At 64.9% G+C, this 18,545-nt stretch carries 15 protein-coding genes and 1 pseudogene; 13 read left to right on the plus strand and 3 right to left on the minus strand.

Annotated features, from left to right (window positions below):
- Positions 1-111: 111 nt before the first annotated feature.
- Entirely contained in the window at positions 112-615 is a 504-nt protein-coding gene (gene idi / locus HMPREF0307_RS09785; RefSeq protein ID WP_066492433.1) for an isopentenyl-diphosphate Delta-isomerase, read from the minus strand.
- Positions 612-1,154, minus strand: coding sequence for a hypothetical protein (locus HMPREF0307_RS09790; protein WP_066492434.1), 543 nt, complete (start codon positions 1,152-1,154; stop codon positions 612-614). The genes idi and HMPREF0307_RS09790 overlap by 4 nt, the downstream gene beginning before the upstream one ends.
- A gap of 114 nt (positions 1,155-1,268) precedes the next feature.
- Between HMPREF0307_RS09790 and HMPREF0307_RS09795 the strand changes: the two genes are divergently transcribed.
- The 12 genes and pseudogenes from HMPREF0307_RS09795 (at position 1,269) to HMPREF0307_RS09850 (ending at position 16,119) form a co-directional block, all read left to right on the plus strand.
- The gene (locus HMPREF0307_RS09795; RefSeq protein ID WP_066492435.1) at positions 1,269-3,131 is read left to right on the plus strand and encodes an ABC transporter ATP-binding protein; all 1,863 of its coding nucleotides are present in this window, start codon (positions 1,269-1,271) and stop codon (positions 3,129-3,131) included.
- A 9-nt stretch (positions 3,132-3,140) separates the two neighbouring features.
- Positions 3,141-4,217, plus strand: coding sequence for a MalY/PatB family protein (locus HMPREF0307_RS09800; RefSeq protein ID WP_066492437.1), 1,077 nt, complete (start codon positions 3,141-3,143; stop codon positions 4,215-4,217).
- 92 nt (positions 4,218-4,309) lie between these two features.
- Positions 4,310-5,680 (plus strand): branched-chain amino acid transport system II carrier protein, encoded by a 1,371-nt coding sequence (brnQ, locus tag HMPREF0307_RS09805; protein ID WP_066492439.1) that lies wholly within the window; start codon positions 4,310-4,312, stop codon positions 5,678-5,680.
- A 56-nt stretch (positions 5,681-5,736) separates the two neighbouring features.
- Positions 5,737-6,726, plus strand: a complete 990-nt coding sequence (locus tag HMPREF0307_RS09810) for an LLM class flavin-dependent oxidoreductase (protein WP_066492441.1) — start codon at positions 5,737-5,739, stop codon at positions 6,724-6,726.
- Positions 6,727-6,867: 141 nt separating this feature from the next.
- Positions 6,868-7,632 (plus strand): GntR family transcriptional regulator, encoded by a 765-nt coding sequence (locus tag HMPREF0307_RS09815; protein WP_066492442.1) that lies wholly within the window; start codon positions 6,868-6,870, stop codon positions 7,630-7,632.
- An 11-nt stretch (positions 7,633-7,643) separates the two neighbouring features.
- On the plus strand, positions 7,644-9,077 hold the full coding sequence (locus tag HMPREF0307_RS09820; RefSeq protein ID WP_066492443.1) for an ABC transporter substrate-binding protein: 1,434 nt from the start codon (positions 7,644-7,646) through the stop codon (positions 9,075-9,077).
- On the plus strand, positions 9,074-9,979 hold the full coding sequence (locus HMPREF0307_RS09825; protein ID WP_066492444.1) for an ABC transporter permease: 906 nt from the start codon (positions 9,074-9,076) through the stop codon (positions 9,977-9,979). The genes HMPREF0307_RS09820 and HMPREF0307_RS09825 overlap by 4 nt, the downstream gene beginning before the upstream one ends.
- On the plus strand, positions 9,976-10,761 hold the full coding sequence (locus HMPREF0307_RS09830; RefSeq protein ID WP_066492448.1) for an ABC transporter permease: 786 nt from the start codon (positions 9,976-9,978) through the stop codon (positions 10,759-10,761). Before HMPREF0307_RS09825 ends, HMPREF0307_RS09830 begins: the two co-directional genes overlap by 4 nt.
- A complete protein-coding gene (locus HMPREF0307_RS09835) occupies positions 10,758-12,041 on the plus strand; it encodes an ATP-binding cassette domain-containing protein (RefSeq protein ID WP_066492450.1) in 1,284 nt (427 codons plus the stop codon). The genes HMPREF0307_RS09830 and HMPREF0307_RS09835 overlap by 4 nt, the downstream gene beginning before the upstream one ends.
- Position 12,042: 1 nt before the next feature.
- On the plus strand, positions 12,043-13,632 hold the full coding sequence (locus HMPREF0307_RS09840) for an FUSC family protein (protein ID WP_066492452.1): 1,590 nt from the start codon (positions 12,043-12,045) through the stop codon (positions 13,630-13,632).
- Positions 13,633-13,989: 357 nt separating this feature from the next.
- Positions 13,990-15,773: pseudogene (locus tag HMPREF0307_RS09845) on the plus strand (BCCT family transporter).
- Complete coding sequence (locus HMPREF0307_RS09850) at positions 15,754-16,119, plus strand: hypothetical protein (RefSeq protein WP_066492457.1); 366 nt, start codon at positions 15,754-15,756, stop codon at positions 16,117-16,119. The pseudogene HMPREF0307_RS09845 and the gene HMPREF0307_RS09850 overlap by 20 nt, the downstream one beginning before the upstream one ends.
- Here the strand turns inward: HMPREF0307_RS09850 and HMPREF0307_RS09855 are convergent.
- Entirely contained in the window at positions 16,075-17,403 is a 1,329-nt protein-coding gene (locus HMPREF0307_RS09855) for a M20 metallopeptidase family protein (protein ID WP_066492459.1), read from the minus strand. The two genes, HMPREF0307_RS09850 and HMPREF0307_RS09855, sit on opposite strands and share 45 nt — an antisense overlap.
- A 25-nt stretch (positions 17,404-17,428) precedes the next feature.
- Between HMPREF0307_RS09855 and HMPREF0307_RS09860 the strand changes: the two genes are divergently transcribed.
- Positions 17,429-18,517, plus strand: coding sequence for an alpha/beta hydrolase (locus tag HMPREF0307_RS09860; protein WP_066492462.1), 1,089 nt, complete (start codon positions 17,429-17,431; stop codon positions 18,515-18,517).
- Positions 18,518-18,545: the final 28 nt, after the last annotated feature.

The raw sequence follows: 18,545 nt of genomic DNA on the forward strand, positions 1-18,545 counted from the left end.
CCAAGAAGGCCATGTCACGGTGGCCATAACCGCAGGTCGCCTAAACGAGACGAAAATAAGCGACCAGGGAATATGGCCAACGGGATATGGCCTTTGAGGTTGTAGGGGGAATTAGAGGAGCGCGAGCTCCTCCACCATCCACGGACTGAACGCGAAGGGGGTCGCGGCGACGGCGCGGCGCACGTCCTCGAGGGGAACCCACGCGAACGAGTCGATTTCCTCCGGGTTGGGGTCGATGGTGCCCGCGATCCACGCGGTGTAGACGGGACAAATCTCGTTTTCTACGACGCCTGAGGAATCAACGGCGCGGTAGCGGAAATCGGGTAGGGCAAGGGCGACATCGGAAAGCTGGGCACCGAGTTCGAAGGCGGCGCGGCGGTGGACGGCGTCGACGGTGGCCTCGCCGGGGCCGGGGTGGCCGCAGAAGGTGTTGGTCCACACGCCGGGCCACGTCTTCTTCGTGAGCGCGCGGCGGGTGAGGAGCACGTCGTCGCCGCGGAAGACCCAGCAGGAAAACGCGAGGTGAAAGGGGGTGTCGCTGGTGTGGACGGTTGCCTTGGGGGCGGTGCCGGTGGGGTTTCCTGCGTCGTCGCAGAGGACTACGAGTTCCGTCATAGGTTGAGGTTTCCAGTCCACGTCACGTTGCCCATCGTGAGGCGGGCGTTCCACAGGGTGCCGGGGGCGGCGTCGAAGCGGTACTGAAGGTTCGTCGCGGAATGCGCGCCCAGCGGCATGTCGAGGCCCGGCGCGAGGACGTCCGCGTTGACCTCCGGGTCGTACGGGAGGAGTTCGACTCGGGTCCAACCGCCGTTGCCGTCGGCGACCTCGAGGACTGGCTCGGTCACGGCGTCGACAGGCAGGGGCTGGTCGTTGAGGTTCTTGAGCAGCACGGTGAGCACGCTCCCCTGGACGGAGTCGGAGTAGACGCCCTGGAGCTGCCAATCGACGTTCATGCCGTCATCGTGGACGACGGCGCCGAGGTCCGAGTTGACCTCTTTGTTCTTCACGTCCTGCGGCTGGTAGGCGGGGGTCTCCGAGGTGGTCACGGAAATGTCGTCGCCTGGGTTGAGTCCGGTCTCGCCTGGTTCGAGGATGCTGCACGAGGCGAGGAGGCACGCGGCGGGCACAAGAAATGCCACGGTGAGCTTACGCAATGGAGGAACCTTCCGGAATATCGATGAGTGTGCTTCTACCTTAACCGACGCACCGGCCATCTTAGGTAACGGCAAGGTGCAACCGCGCGCGTGCGGTGGCATAGTAGCCGGTTGATGAAACCTCTCGTTCGTATCGTGCGCGGCGCCGCTGCGCTGTGGCCGTATTATCTTGCAATTTTCCTCACCGCCGTGGCCGGCGCGGTGCTGACGCTTATTTCCCCGTTCATTATCCGCGAGGCGACCAACACGATTGTCGACGCCGTGAGCGGCTCGTCCACGGGCGCGCTGCGCACCGTGCTCTGGCTTGCGGTTGCTTTGTTTGCTGCCGATGCCGCTAGAGGCATCGTCGCCAATATCGGCGGCTACTTCGGCGATGTCATGGTCGCGCGGCTGCGTCAGGTGCTCTCCACGCGCTACTTCGCAAAGTTGCTCGCACTGCCGCAGGGTTATTACGACAACCAGGTGACAGGCACGATCATCGCACGGCTCGACCGCTCGATCATGAACATCACGCAGTTCCTGCAGTCGTTTAGCAATAACTTCTTCTCGATGATCCTGCAGATCGTCGCGGTGCTCGTCATCACGGCGTTCTACTACTGGCCGCTCACCATCCTGCTGCTCATCTTGTTCCCGCTGTATTTCTGGCTCACGGCGCTTACCTCCAAGCGCTGGCAGAAGTTCGAGAAGGTCAAGAACGAGCACATCGACGTGGCCAACGGGCGTTTCTCCGAGGTCATCGGCCAGGTGAAGGTGACCAAGTCCTTCGTGGCGGAGACGCGCGAGCTCGCTTCCTTTGCGCACCACTACCGCGGGATCGTGGATACGACGAAGCCGCAGTCGAACTGGTGGCATTCCATGGACACCGCGCGTCAGCTCGCGATGGCGGCGGCGTTCTTTGGCATTCACTGTGTCATCTTCTGGCGCACGCTCTCCGGTGACTTCACTCTGGGTGACATGGTCATGCTCATGCAGCTGGTGACCATGTCCAAGCAGCCGGTGACCATGCTTTCCTGGATCGTCGACACCGGCCAGCGCGCCATCGCGGGCTCGGCAGACTACTACAAAGTCATGGAGGAGGACCTCGAGCCCACGGCGAATGCGTCGCTCGTCAAGGCGATCGAGGCTTCGGACGAACCGACCTTGGACCTGGATACGGCAGAACCGCTGGACGTCACCCCCGGCGCGCCCGTCTTCGACTTCCAGCACGTCGGCTTCGAATACGAAGAAGGCAAGCCCGTCGTCACGGACATCACGTTCACCGCGCCGGAAGGCCACAAGGTAGCGCTCGTGGGCGAGTCCGGCGGCGGCAAGTCGACGCTCGTCAACCTGCTCCTGGGCCTCTACCGCCCCAACTCCGGTAGCATGCACATCCTCGGCCACGACGTCCGTGACCTCACCGCGGCGGAAATCCGCGCCTCCGTGGGCGTCGTCTTCCAGGATCCCTTTCTCTTCTCCGGCACGATTCGCGAGAACATCGCGTACGGCAAGCCGGGCGCGACCGAGGAGGAAATCCTCGACGTGGCCAGGCGCGCCAACGCCCACGACTTCATCATGGCGTTCCCGGAAGGCTACGACACGATCATCGGCGAGCGCGGCCTCAAGCTCTCCGGCGGCCAGAAGCAGCGCGTCTCCGTGGCCCGCGCGATGCTCAAGGACGCGCCCATCCTGGTCCTCGACGAGGCGACCTCGGCGCTCGACACGAAGTCCGAGCGCGTCGTGCAGGCGGGCCTCGACGAGCTCATGAAGGACCGCACGACGCTCATTATCGCCCACCGCTTGTCCACCATCGCGGACGTCGATACCATCATCACGCTGGACCACGGGCGGGTCGCGGAGATTGGTACGCCTGCGGAGCTGGCGGCATCGGGAGGCATTTATGCTGAGCTGCTCGCGCTCACGCAGTCCTCGGCGAAGGAGGACCGCGAGCGGCTCAAGCGCTATGGATTTATTGAGCCAGGATCTGAGGACGATGAGTAGTCTGGGTGCATGCAGTTTCCCAGCCTTGAAGAACTGAAAGCCCGCGGCACCCGCAAGTGGACCGTCTACGGAGACGACGTCCTGCCCCTGTGGATCGCGGAGTCCGATTTCCCCACCGCCCCTCCGGTCATGGAGGCGATCGAGCGCGCGGTAAAGAACGAGTCCTTCGGCTACACGCCGGGCACGTCGACGTTGCCGGAGGAACTCGCCGGCTTCTACAACCGTCGCTTCGGGTGGGAGCCGAACCCGGACTACATCTTCACCATCGGCGACGTCGTGCGCGGCATGCTGCTCGGCGTCCAGTACTTCACCACGCCCGGCTCCCCCGTCGTCGTGCCGGTGCCCAGCTACCCGCCGCTGCTCGAGCTGCCGGAGACCGCCGGCCGCGAGAAGATCGAGACCTCGCTGGACTTGGATGAGATCGAGGCTGCGTTCGCGAAGGGCGCCGGCTCCATCGTGCTGTCCACGCCATTCAACCCGCTCGGCATCGCGTTTGAAAAAGACTGGCTCACACGACTGGTGAACATCGCCGATAAATACGGCGCCCGCATCCTCGCGGACGAAATCCACGCGGGCATTGTCTACGAAGGCACGCACATCCCGCTCGCCTCGCTCTCGGACCGCGTCATCACCGTGACGGCGACCTCCAAGGCGTTTAACGTGGCGGGTCTCAAGTGCGCGCAGATGATCTTCGCCAACGCAGACGACGTGAAGACGTGGCGTTCTCTCACCGGCGTGGCCAAGGACGGCACGGGCACACTCGGTGTGCTCGCTGCCGAGGCCGCCTACCGTGACGGCGACCCGTACCTGGACGAGCAGCTCGCCATCCTTAAGCAGAACCGCGACTTCGCCGCTGACGCCTTCGCCAAGGCCGGTATCGAGTCCACGCGCCCCGCGGCGACGTACCTCATGTGGCTCACGCTCCCCCAGCTCGGCGAGAAGCCTGCGGCATGGCTGCGCGCGCACGCGAAGGTCGCTGTCAACGAAGGCGTGACCTTCGCGGCCCCGGGGCACGCCCGCCTCAACTTTGCGACCTCCCCGGAGATCCTCCGTGAGGCGGTCGAAAGGATCACGACCGCACTGTAGTCTCACATGATGGGATTGTGTTTCCATACTGAGGATCGCTACTCTGTTGAGTAGTCGATAAGTATTCAAGCCGCGAAAGGATCCCCAATTCCATGGCTTCACCTGTCTCCTCAGGATCTCCCCAAACACCGAGCGCGATGACCGTCGTGGTCGCCTCCCTCATGCTCTTTTCCATGTTCTTCGGTGCGGGCAACCTCATCTTCCCGCCCATGGTGGGGGTTAGCTCCGGCACCAACTTCTGGCCCGCCATCCTGGGCTTCCTCACCGCGGGCGTGCTCCTGCCAGTCCTCGCCGTCGTCGCCGTCGCGATCACCGGTCGCTCCGTGCGCGATATCGCCAACCACGGCGGCTGGCTCTTCGGCATCGTCTTCTCCGCCATGGCGTACCTGGCCATCGGCGCGTTCTATGCCCTGCCGCGTACCGGCGCTGTGTCCATGGAACTGGCGATTACTCCCATGACGGGCTGGGAAGGCACCGCCGCCAACGGCATCTTCAACGCCATCTTCTTCCTCATCGCACTCGCGCTGTCATGGAAGGCCAACTCCATCATGGACACTCTGGGCCGCTTCCTCACCCCGGCGCTGGTGACGCTGCTCGTCGTGCTGATCGCGCTGGCCGCCTTCGCCAATCCGCGCAACCCTGGCACGCCCACTGAGGACTATGCCTCCGGCGCCTTCGCCACCGGCCTGTTCGAGGGCTACAACACGATGGACGCCATCGCGGGCCTCGCGTTCTCCATCGTCATCGTCTCCGCGCTGCGCGGCAAGGGTTTCAAAGCCGGTGCCCCGGTCATCAAGGCGACGGTCGTCTCCGCCGCCATCGCGGGCGTCCTGCTCGCCGCCATCTACCTGGGCCTGGGCTACATCGCGCAGACCATGCCCAACGGCCAGTCCTATGAGTCCGGTTCACAGTTGCTTGCCGATGCCGCCAACTCCACAATGGGCACCGCCGGCCAGGTCGTCTTCTCCGCCATCGTCCTGCTCGCCTGCATGACCACTGCCGTGGGACTTATCACCTCGACCTCGGAGTTCTTCTCCGCCCTCGTGCCGAAGACGACGTACCACCTGTGGGCCATCATCTTCACCGCACTGTCCATCCTCTTCGCGTTCCAGGGCCTGGAGACGGTGCTCTCCATCGCCGTGCCGTTCATCGTCTTCCTCTACCCGCCGGCGATCACGCTCATCGCACTCACCATGGTCCAGCCGCTGGTGAAGAAGCAGGTCATCTTCTACTGGGGCTACCGTCTCGCATTGTGGATGTCCGTCCTGTGGTCCGCACTGAGCCAGCTGGGCATCTTCCCTGACATGCTCGCGCTATCACCGGGCCAGGACGCTCAGCTGGGCTGGATCGTGCCGACCGTCCTCGCCTTCATCGTGGGCCTGCTCCTCGACTTCGCCACCCGCCGCGGCCGCGCCAAAGACGCCGCCGTGTTGCAGGGTGAGCCCGTGACGGTACCGGAATAAACGTGACGCGGATAGGGTTTTCTAGTAAGTACGCTGTTTACTTTCAAGGAGAATCCATGACCCGCGCCGCACTCTCAGTCCTCGACTTCTGCACCGTCTACGAAGGGGAAACCTACGGCCAGGCCATGGCCCGCTCCGTGGAGCTTGCCCAGCACGCAGAGAAGTTCGGATTTAAGCGCATGTGGTACACGGAGCACCACAACATGCCCACCATCACCTCTTCCAGCCCCGCCGTGCTGATTGCACACATCGCCGCCAACACCCAGTCCATCCGCCTGGGTTCTGGCGGCGTTATGCTGCCCAACCACTCCCCCTACGTCGTCGCCGAGCAGTTTGGCACACTCGCCGAGCTGCACCCCAACCGCATCGACTTAGGCCTGGGCCGCGCACCGGGCACTGACATGCAGACCTTGGGCCGCGCACTGCGCCGCGACTCGCACTCCGCCGAGCGCTTCCCTGAGGACATCAAGGAATTAAACGGCTACCTCACCGGTAAGTCGATCATCCCGGGTGTGCGCGCCATCCCTGGCGAGAACACCAGTATCCCGATCTACATCCTGGGGTCGTCCATGTACGGCGCCTCGCTCGCCGCGAAGCTGGGCCTGCCCTACGCTTTCGCCTCCCACTTCGCACCCCAGCACCTCCAGACCGCGACGAAGTATTACAAGGACAACTACGAGCCGTCCGAGCAGTACCCGGAGCCGTACCTCATCGCCGCCGTCAACGTGCTTGCCGCGGACTCGGACGAGGCCGCCCAGGAAGAATGGGAGAAGGTCTGCTTCAACCGTGTCAAGGCCTTCGCGGGCCGCGGGAAGTACCTCACTGACCAGCAGGTCGAGCAGATCGTGGCGTCCTACCAGGGCCAGCAGATCCTCGAGATGCTCAAGTACTCCGCCGTGGGCACCAAGGACGAGGTGCGCGACTACCTCGAGCAGTTCCAGCAGTCCGTGGGCGCCGACGAACTCATGATTTCGCTCCAGTCCACGACGCATGACAGCGTGCTCCACAACATGGAGCTCCTCGCGGAGGCCTGGGACCTCACGTAGTGCTCTACCGCACCTGGGTGAATAATATGCGCAAAAATATGCAAACTGACTTCATTCATTGATGCGTCACGATGTAATATCTAAGCGACCTTTCACTGTTCCACGTGGGTCATTTCTATTCTATTCAGGGGAGAGACCACCATGCCTGGTCGGCGCGAACCGCAGCAGTACCAAAAGATCGCAAGCTTCCTGCGCGGTGAAATTTCTTCTGGTCGCCTCGGTGTAGGCGATGTCCTTCCCAGCGAGGCGGAATTGTGCGAGCAGTTCCAGACCTCGCGCGGCCCCGTGCGTCAGGCGATGGCCGAGCTGCGTTCCGAGGGAACCATCTCCTCGGGCCGCGGCCGCCGTTCCGTCGTGCTGGGCAACTTCAGCTCCGAGTCTTTCGAGGCCTCCTACTCCGCGGCGCAGCGCTACAAGGAAGCTGGATTCACGCTCGAGCAGAAGATTCACTGGCTCGCCCGCCGCCCGGCGCCCCGCGAGGTGGCCGAGGCCCTTGGTGTCAAAGAGGGCGACCCCATCGTCTATATCCACCGCACTCGTCAACGCGCGGGGCAGACGCGCCTCATCCAGGAGGAATACTTCCCGCTCGAGGTGGGACGCCACATCCTCGACTTCGATGAATCAGAGCCGTCACTGCATGCCGTCCTCGCCCGCGCTGGCGTCGAGGTCGACAATCTTTCGCGTCAGCTGCGCGCCCGCCCCGCGACTCCGGAGGAGGCGGAAACGCTCGGCATTGAGGAGGGCTTCCCGGTCTTCGAGGTGACCAATCGCCTCCACAATCACAACGGCGACCCCATCGAGTACGGCGTTTACGTCTTCCCCGCTGACCGTATGCAGATGCAGATGAACGCCATCCGCGGCGCCGGATCCCCCCTGCGCTTCACTCTCCAATCACCCACCGAGTAACTTAATCGGGTATGAAACTACCCTCTCTCGGGGCGGTGGCGCTCGCGTTCACACTCGCGGGCTGTTCCGCCGGGCACACCGCCGTCGTCGAGGCGACCGATACTCCCTCCGTGGTCCTCGCCACCACGGCCGCGGCGACCTCGCTCGACTTCACGACGACCGGCGGCGCCGCCATTCCGGCCGCGCTCATGGGCAACGTCTACGAGACCCTCGTGACCATCGCGGACGACGGCTCCATCCAGCCGGGCCTCGCCGAGTCCTGGGATATCGACGGTACGGAGTACACCTTCCACCTGCGCGAAGCCACCTTCAGTAACGGCGACGCTTTTTCTGCAGAGACCGCCGCGTGGGCGATTAATCATACGCATGAGTGGACGAACGCCCTGGGCAAGCAGCTCGCCGCCGCGCACGCGCGCGCCGTGGACGAGCACACGTTAAAGATCAGCCTGGACGCGCCCTCGGAGTCTTTCTTGTGGAAGCTCGGCACGACCGTCGGCGCCATGCTCCATCCGTCCGGCGAGACCATCGGCACCGGACCGTATACGGTGCGCGCCTTCTCCCCTGGCGAGTACGTCGACCTCGCCGTCAACCGCGACTATTGGGGCGAGTCCGCGCACGAGGACGTCCAGATCCGCTACTTCCCGGATATCGTCTCGTCCGTCAACGCTTTGCAATCCGGCAGCGTCGACATCGTGTGGGCCGTCCAGAATCCGGAGCTCCTCGCCAACTTGCCGGAGGACTACGAGGTCCAGGTGGGTGCCACGAACGGCGAGGTGCTCGTCTCCATGAACAACCAGACCGCGCCCTTCGACGACGTGACCGTGCGCCGGGCCGTCGCCTACGGTGTCGACCGCGAGCTCGCCAACCGCATCCTCTTCGACGGCATGGCGACCGACACCGGCGGCGCCCCCGTCGCCCCCGCGGACCCATGGTTTACCGGGAAAAACTACTACCCGTACGACCCGGAGAAGGCCAAGGAACTCATGGCCTCCGCTGGCGCGGAGGGTACCCCATTGACCATCACGGTGCCCACGCTGCCCTACGCGCAGACGCTAGGCGAGCTGCTCTACTCGCAGCTCACGGATATCGGTTTCGATGTCACGCTTGAGTCCGCGGAGTTCCCTGCACTGTGGCTCGGCCAAGTCATGGGTGCCAAGGACTACCAGATGTCCATCGTCGCGCACGTCGAGCCGCGCGATATCACCACGCTCTTCGGCAGCCCGGACTACTACCTGGGCTACGACAACGCGCACACCCGCGAGCTCTTCGCCGAGGCCGACGCCAAGGACCCGGAGCTCATGCACGACGCCGTCGACCAGATCATGGACGACGCCGGCGCGCTCACCGTCGCGAATATGCCCAATATCGTGCTCTCCCACGGCGTCACGGGCGTCGACGCCAACCAGGTCACGGACGGCATTCGTTTGAAGGAGATCACCCAGTGAAAATCCTCGCTCGCTACCTCGGCACGCTCTTCGCCGCCTCCGTCATCATCTTCGCTCTCATGCGCGCTGTCCCCGGCAACCCGGCACGTGTCGCCCTCGGCGTCAACGCGGACGACGAGTCCGTCGCCGCGCTAACACATGAGCTCGGCCTGGACCGCCCGCTGCTCACGCAGTACTGGGAATGGCTTTCCGGACTGTTCACCGGCGCCTTCGGCACGTCCTTGAGCTCCGGCCAGGACATCACGCCGCTCGTCCTCGACCGCGCTCAGGTCTCGCTCATCCTCGTCCTCGCCGCGATGGCGCTCGCCCTCCTCGGCGCCATCCCCGCCGGCATCTTCCTGGCTCGACGCGACTCGACGGCCGTGGCGGCGCTCACGCAGCTGGGCATCGCCGTGCCGAGCTTCCTCGTCGGTATCCTCCTCGTTGCCGTCTTCGCCGTAAAACTCGGCTGGTTGCCCGCCAACGGCTGGGTCGTGCCGGTCTCGCCGCGCTATCTCGTCTTGCCCGTCATCTCCCTGGCGCTCGTCCAAGGCGCGATGCTCACCCGTTACGTGCGCAGCGCCGTGCGGGAGCAGCTCCACCGGGACTATATGCGCACGGCGCGCTCGCTGGGGGCATCGGAAAGCCAGGCATTGCTGCGGCACGGGCTGCGCAACGCCGCGCTGCCGGTGCTGACCGTCGCGGGGCTGCAGCTCACCACGCTGGTCATCGGCGCGGTAGTCATCGAATCCGTCTTCGTCATCCCAGGGCTGGGGTCCATGCTCCTTGACGCGGTCGCGGTGCGCGACCTCACGACGGTACAGACGCTCGTCATGCTGCTCGTGGCGTTTACGCTCACGGTCAACCTGTTCACGGACGTAGTGTACCGCGTCATTGACCCCCGGATTGGAGCGCGCGCATGAGTCGCACAGGGTGGATTGGCGCGATCCTCGTCGCGCTCACGGTGCTCACGACCGTGGTCGCGTTTATCTGGACGCCGTATGACCCGTTCCAAGTCTCGAACCAGCTTGCGGCCTCGCCGTCGGCGGAGCATCTTCTCGGCACCGACCGCTTTGGCCGCGACGAGCTCTCGCGCCTTATGTCCGGCGCGCAGATTACGCTGTCTGTTGCCATCGTCGCGGTGCTCATCGCGGCAGTCATCGGCGTGCCGCTGGGCATCGCGGCGGGCATGGGCTTCCCGCTCATCATGAGGGGCGCGGACCTGCTCCTCGCGTTCCCGGCGCTGCTGCTCGCGATTATCGCGGGCGCGGTGTGGGGGCCGTCGACGCTCACGGCGATGATTGCCATCGGCATCGCAGGCATTCCGTCGTTTATCCGCGTCGCCCGGGCAGGCACGCTGCAGGTCATGCACCAGGACTTCATCGCGGCCGCGCGGATTTCGGGCGTATCCAAGCCGGTCATCGCGGTGCGCCACGTGCTTCCCAATATCGTGAGCCTCATCGTCGTGCAGGCCTCCGTCTACTGCGCGCTCGCCATCCTCGCCGAGGCTGGCCTGAGCTACCTGGGCCTGGGCACCGCTCCCCCGGCCGCCTCCTGGGGCCGCATGCTCCACGACGCACAGACCATGCTCGGCACGCAGCCGCTGCTCGCACTCTGGCCGGGCCTGGCCATCGCGCTCACCGTCTTGGGCTTTAACCTGCTGGGCGATGGCCTGCGCGACCTACTGGATCCGGAGGATCAATGAACGTTCTGGAAGTACGCAACCTCACGATTCCGGGGATCCTCCACGGCCTCACCTTCGAGGTCGGCCGCGGCGAAAGAGTGGGCCTCATCGGCGAGTCTGGTTCGGGCAAGTCGCAGACAGCTCTGTCCATCATGGGGCTCGTTGCGCATTCCGGTGATGTGGAGCTCGATGGAAAAGCCGCCATGGTCTTTCAGGAGCCGCTCTCCGCGTTGGACCCGTTGATGAAGATTTCGCGCCAGCTGCACTATGCCGGCGCGACGCCGGAGTCCCTCAAGGACGTAGACCTCGACCCTGCTGTGGCGAAGCGGTATCCGCATGAGCTCTCCGGCGGACAGCGCCAGCGCGTGCTCATCGCCATGGCGCTCGCGCAGAATCCGGATCTGCTCATCTGTGACGAGCCCACGACGGCGCTCGACGCGACGACGCAGGCAGGCGTGCTCGCTTTGATCGAGCGGCTCGCGGATGAACGTGGCTTCGCGCTACTTTTCATCTCGCACGACCTGCGGGTCATCGACCGCATGACGACGCGCCGGCTGTTGCTCAAGGCGGGCCACTTTGAGTCACTCGAGTCCGAGTATGGCCGCAGCCTCGTGCCGCAGCCGATTACCCCATCGCCGGCTAGGACCGGCGAGCCCATTATCGAGGTCCACGCCGCCGCGCCCTATGGGCTCGAGCACGTCGATCTCACGGTGGCGCGCGGCGAGCGGCTCGCCGTTGTGGGCGGCTCCGGCTCCGGTAAGACAACCTTGTTGAAGATGCTCACGGGGCTGCTCAAGCCAGCGTCAGGCACGATCGAGGTCCACGGGAAAATCCAGATGGTCTTCCAGGACCCGCGGGGCTCGCTCAACCCGCGGCTGCGGGTCGGCCGGTCGATCAAGGAGGCCGGTCCGGACGTGGCGCAGGCTCTCGTGGACGTCGGCCTCCAACCTTCAGACGCGAAGAAGTACCCGCACGAATTCTCCGGCGGCCAGCGCCAGCGCATCTCCATCGCGCGCGCCCTCGTCGGCCGCCCGGATATCCTGCTCGCGGACGAGGCGGTCTCCGCTCTCGACGTCATGGTGCGCCGGCAGATCCTCGAGCTCCTCGACCGGCTCGTCGACGAATACGGGCTCACGCTCGTCTTCGTCACACACGATCTGGGCGTCGTCAAAGAGATCTGTTCGTCGGTCGCCGTTGTCCACGAGGGCCGGATTGTCGAGCACGGCCCTGTCGACGAGATCTGGGAGCACCCCCAGCACCCGTATACGCAGCGTTTGCTCGCGGCGGCTAAGCTACCCTGACGTGGAAGCGCTACCCCAAAGACCCAGTCCCCTCCAGTTACTCACCGCCTACAACTCGAAGGTTCGCCGCTGGCCCGGCGCGCTGCGCGCAGCACTCGCCATCCTCATCCCCGGCTCCATTGCGCTGCTCCTGGGCTATGACCATGCGGTCCTGCTCATCTCCGCCGGCGCGTTCGCGGTCATCTACGGCGAGGGTCATCCCTACCGCACGCGCCTGCGGGTGATGGCGACTGCGGCGCTGTTGCTTTTGGGGGCATCGGTAGGCGGCGTGCTCGTCGACGGCCTCCTCGCTGGCGGTCTCTATGCGGTAGCTCTCGGCGTCCTGGGCACCTTCGTACAAAACGCCTTGCGCCTGCCGCCGCCGGGCTGTTTCTTCATCGTCATGGTCGGCGGCGGCTCGACCATGATCACTGGAGTGCCTGCCTGGGAAGTCGGCCTCTGGTGCGCGGTCGGTTCGCTCACCGGCATCATCCTTGGCATGCTGCCCGCAGCCCGCGACGCGCATGGGCCGGAGAAGCGCCGCGTCCTCGGCGTCGAACAGGCCGCGCGCGCCTTCGTAGAAGAGCCCACGCTTGCCCACCATCACCAGGCGCAGACCGCGTTGGTCTCCGCGTGGCAAGCGCTTTCCGATGCCGCCATTATCCGCGGCGGCCGCATCCTCCAGCCCGCACAGCGCGACCTCGTGGACCGCACGCTTGCCGCCCAACGCGCCGTCGCCGCACAACACGTGGATTCGGCGCTGCTCTCGGATGAACCCGCGGATATCGATCCTTCCCGCACCGTCATTCCGCACACGAACCCGACCGCGCGCTACCGTCTCTACCGTTCGGCGACGCGCAATTCGCACCCGTCCTTGGCGGCGCAGCGCGTCCTCGTGGGCGGTCTGCTCACCGTGCTCATTGGGCTCGCACTCGGGCTCAACCGCCCGGACTGGGGAGCGGTCTCCGTGCTCCTCGTCCTCCAATGGGGTCCCGACCGCGTGCCCGGCACCATTCGCGGCGTGCAGCGCATGCTCGGTTCGTGCCTGGGCGTGTGTCTCTTCGCGGCGTTCCACTATTTCGGCGTCTCCGGGTGGACGCTGTTGCTCGCGCTCGCGGCCTGCCAGTACGCGGCGGAAACCTTCGTCGTGCGTAATTACGCGATCTGCGTTATCTTCTCCACGCCGCTGGCGCTTCTCATGGGCAACTCGAACTTCGCGGCGATTGAGGCGCGTCTCGCCGAGATTGCCTTGTCCGTCTCGCTCGCGCTCGCCGTGCTGTGGCTGTGGCGTCCCCGTGCGGCGGCCCAGGATCAACAGCGTCTTCAGGCACGCTGCGTCCAGGCGATGTCCACGCTGCTCGGCTCGTTGCTCACCACCACCCCGGACGCAGCGCTCACCACCCGCCGCGATCTCCAGTACGAGCTGCTCTCCGAGCGCCGTGCCATTCTTTCGCTCGCCGCCAATGGACACGGTGAGCTTTTCTGGGAGCGCCACCAGCGGCTGCGCCGCGCGGGCTATCACCTGCTCGACTTCTGCTCACTTCACCCGGACCGCCGGCCCACCGAGCCGGAGCTGCGCGAACTCGTTAGCGCAGTAGAAAAGTCTGGATAACCTCGTAGCCGCGGCCCTCACCCAGGTGCGACTCGACAAGCGCGACCTCGTCGGGCGGAAAGAGCGCGCTACAACACCTTATGAGGAGTAAATGTCGAGCAGGACGGCAGGGTTGAGGACATGCTCCTCGACGCGCTCAAAGACGTCGAGTTCCACTAGGGCCTCATCAAAATCAGGTACATGCATGCGTATCACCTACCGGTCTAGATTAGCCATATAGTAGCAATTTCCGCGCCGCACAGGGATAATTGGCGACACTGTCTACTTTAAGGATTTCCCGTGACAACCTCGGATCCCTACCACGCTTCACTCAACCCCGCGGATAAGGAGACCGCGGTCGGCTTGTATCCCCACGACATGCACCCGGGCCTCGTCCCGGGCATTTCCGTCGATGACCAGCGCAACCGCTTCGGGCTCGACAAGCCGCTCTTCTTCACCACGGCCGCCTTCATCATCGCCTTCATTATCTGGGGCGTCATCTGGCCTGACTCCGTGGCCAATGTCTCCTCAGCCGCGTTCTCGTGGGCGATTACGAACGCTGGCTGGCTGCTCAACATCACGATGATCCTCGCGATCTTCGTCATGGCCTACGTCGGCTTCTCGCGCTTGGGCCGCATCAAGCTCGGCACGGATGACGAAGAACCCGAGTTCGGCCGCTTTAGCTGGATCGCCATGATGTTCGGCGCTGGCATCGGCGTCGGTATCTTCTTCTACGGCCCGTCTGAGCCGCTGGCGCACTACCTCACCCCGCCGCCGCACACCGTGGACGGCAATTCGGTCGAGGCCCTCCACCAGGCCATGGCGCAAGCCAACTACCACTGGGGCATCTCCCCATGGGCGGCCTATGCCCTCGTGGGCGGCGCCATCGCGTACTCGTCTTACCGCCGCGGCCGCGTCCCGCTCGTGTCCTCCATCTTCAAGCCGCTCTTCGGTTCCCGCGACACGGACGGCCCGCTGGGCAAGCTTATCGATGCCCTCGCGCTCATCGCGACCCTCTTCGGCACCGCCGCAACGCTGGGTGTCTCCGCCATCCAAATTGGCGAGGGCGTAACCATCATCTCCGGCCACCCGGTGGCGAACGCGGGCCTGCTCGTGATCATCGGCATCCTCGGCTGCGCGTTTATCCTGTCCGCGGTCTCCGGCGTCTCGCGCGGCGTGCGCTACCTGTCGAATATCAACATCACGCTCACGCTCGGCTTCGTCATCTTCGTCTTTATCGTGGGCCCCACGCTGCTGCTGCTCAACCTCATCCCGTCGGGCATTATCACCTACCTCGACCAGCTTTTGCCCATGATGGCCAAGGGCCTGTCCTGGGGTGATGAGACCATCGAGTTCCAGTCCTATTGGACGGCGTTCTACTGGGCATGGTGGATTGCGTGGACCCCGTTCGTGGGCATGTTCGTCGCCCGCATCTCCCGCGGCCGCACCCTGCGCGAATTCACCCTCATCACGGTCTTCGCGCCCACGGCCATCCTCATTCTCGCATTCACCGTCTTTGGCGGCACCGCGATTAGCTTCAACCAGAAGGGGCTCGAGGGCTTCGATGGCTCCGCATCCAACGAACAGGTGCTCTTCGCCATGTTCCAGGATCTGCCGCTGGGTACCATCACGCCGTTCCTGCTGCTCTTCGTCCTCGCGGTCTTCTTCGTGACCTCGGCGGACTCCGCCTCCGTCATCATGGGCACCATGTCCTCCAAGGGCGACCCGACCCCAATAAATTCGTCGTCGTCTTCTGGGGTCTGTCCATGATGGGCATCGCGGTCGTCATGCTGCTCACCGGCGGCGAGGAGGTCCTCTCCGGACTGCAGAACCTCACCATCCTCGCAGCCCTGCCGTTTAGCGTTGTCTTGCTCGTCATGATGGTCGCCTTCATCAAGGACCTGCACTCCGACCCGATGTTTATCCGCCGCGCCTACGCGCGCACCGCCGTCAAAAACGCCGTCGTCCGCGGCATCGAGGAACACGGAGACGACTTCGAGATTTCCGTCGAGCATGCGGAAGAGGGCCGCGGCGCCGGTTCCGACTTCGACTCCGCCGCGGACCGCTACACTGAGTGGTACCAGCGCACGGACGAAGACGGCGAGAACGTCGACTACGATTTCGAGACAGGAGAATGGGCCGATGGCTACAAGAATTCCTAGTGAGGTCGTCCTCGACGGCTACTCACTCGCCGAGCAGCACCAGATCGACCATCTCTTCCTCACCGAAGGCGGCCCGTTCTCGCTGCTCGCCATCGTCGGCCTCGTGCTCATCGCAATCGCAGGCTGGCGCTTCCGCTGGCTGCTCATCCCCGGCGTCCTCCTCGCACTCCACCGCCTGTGGTGGATTCCCGTTCTTGCCTACCGTCTCTTCGACGATCCCGCCGCAGCCGGGTATGCAGCGCAGTACTACCCCCTCTACTGGCTGCCCCAAACCCTTGCGCTCATCGCGGCCGCGGTGGTCCTATACCTGGTGGGCAGCCTGGCGCGCCGCATGAATCGTCGGTGACGGGTGCGACTGCGCCGCATGCAGTCGCTCCACCGCCACCGCAGCCAGCGCCGCCGCCTGATCGCCGAGCACGCGATCATCAAAGCGCGCGAGCGGCGAGTGATTCCACTCGCGCTTTTGCTCCGGCAGGCTCGGGTCAACCGTGCCCAGCCACGCGAACGTGCCCGGTACCTGCTGAAGCACGACGCCAAAGTCCTCGCTGGCCATCATCGGCGTGCGCATGCGCACCACGCGTTCCTGCCCGAACTGGCGAGCCCACACGCCCGCGGCAAACGCGTCCTCGCGCGCATTCGTCTTCGTGGACGGGTAGAGCACCTCGAACTCGGTCTCCACAGAGCAGCGGTGCGCCGCTGCGACATTGGTGGTGACCTCGGTGATGACTTGGCGGACCCGTTCAATGGCGGCATCGTCAAGCACACGCACCGTGGCCGAGCAGCCCGCGCGCTCCGGGATGGCATTAATCGCGCCGTCGCCCGCCCAGAGGTTGGTCACGGTGATGACCACCGGATTGAGCGCGTCAAAGCGGCGCGTGACCGCGGACTGCAGCGCGAGCTGAATCTCCGCCAGCGCCAGCACGGGATCCACCGCGTCGTGCGGGCGCGAGCCGTGACCGCCCTTGCCCAGCACCGTAATGCGAAGGTTCGACGAGGATGCCATGAGCGGCCCCGGTGCGTGGTTGAACGTGCCAAAGTCCTGCGGGCCGACGTGCAAACCGTACGCCGCAATCGGACGGCGCCCCGCCGCGTCAAGCACGCCTTCCTCAATCATCGGCTGCGCGCCGCCCGGGCCTTCCTCGCCCGGTTGGAACATGAAAATAATGTCGCCCTCGAGCTCTTCGCGGTGCGCGCAGAGCATGCGCGCCGCGCCAATGAGCGCCGACGTGTGTAGGTCGTGGCCGCACGCATGCATGTAGCCATTCGTCGAAGCAAAGGGGCTGCCAGAGCGCTCCCCCACCTCGAGCGCGTCCATGTCTGCGCGCAGCAACACCGAGACCGGATGGTCGCCCCTCTTACCCCCGCGCAGCACCGCGACGACCGAGGACACGGCTAAGCCGGTCGACACCTCCAGCGGCAGACCTTCGAGCTCCTCGAGCACGCGACGTTGCGTACGCGGAAGCTGATTTCCAATCTCAGGGTTTTCGTGCAGGTCGCGCCGAATAACCTGCAGGTTATTCAATAATTCCTTAGCTTCGCTGCGCAGGACGTCGACGGCAGGCTCGCCCTGCAAGGTCGCGCCCGGCGCCGGAAGCGGCGGGAGCTGCTGGCCAATGTGGGGTGTAGTCATGCCCGCCTATTGTAAGGTAACGCGCATGCGAATTCTCCCTCTTGCTCTCGCCGCTACCCTTACCCTCGCCGCCCCGGCGGCCCACGCCCAGGACCTTTCCTCCGAGGCACACCAGCTCTCCAGCACCAACCACGGCTCCTCCCGCGTCACCGTCGAGGCCGTCACCACGCTCCTCGGCGCGCTGGGGCCCAACGCCAAGCTTCTCACCGATCTTTGGGCTGCTTCCGATGCCGCCTATCCCCACCCCATCACCTCCCTCCCCTCCGCATCCATCACCCGCCACAAGGTCGATGGTCGCCAAGAGCGCTGGGACATCGCCTCACCGGCCATGGGCCGCGTCATCGAGGCCGACGTCCTCGTGGGCACCGGCCCAGTCGTCTTCCTCTTCGAGGGCGTCGACTCGCCGGAGACCTCCGGTTGGATCAAACGCGGCATTGCGCAGAAGGTCTTCGCGGACTCCGATGCCACCGTCATCATTCCCAACCAAGGCCGTTCCTCCATGTGGCAGGACTGGCGCCGCGATGACCCCAAGCTCGGCCGCATGAAATGGGAGACGTTCTACACGAAGGAACTCGCCCCGCTTGTAGACCGCGAAATCCCCAATAACGGCAAGCGCGCCGCCATCGGCCTGTCCATGGGTGCCTCCGGCGCCGTCATGATGGCCAATAACAATCCGGGATTCTTCGACGCCGTCGCGGGCATCTCCGGCTGCTACTCGACACTCGACCCGACGGGCCGCGGCACCGTGGAGCTTACCGTCGGCAACGGCGGCGGCAGCACCGCCAACATGTGGGACGCGTCCGACTGGAAGCGCAACGACGTCACCTCGCACCCGGAAGGCCTGCGCGGCACGCGCATTTACCTCTCCGCGGCAACCGGCGAGGTCACCGAGGCCGACCAGCGCGGCTACGCTGGCAAGCCGCTCACGGATCAGATTGGCGGCACGCTGCTCGAGGCAGGCTCGCGCCAGTGCACGCAGCGTCTCGACTCTGCTCTTACCCGCGCCGGCATCGAGCACACCACGAACTATCTCGACCGTGGCGTCCATGACTGGTCCATGTTCTCGGGCCAACTCGCTCCCGCATGGGCGGCTATCCGCCCCGCTCTCTACTAATCACCCCGCCGCTCGCCAGCTTTGGGTT

Source organism: Corynebacterium sp. DNF00584 (assembly GCF_001552965.1).
GTDB lineage: Bacteria > Actinomycetota > Actinomycetes > Mycobacteriales > Mycobacteriaceae > Corynebacterium > Corynebacterium phoceense.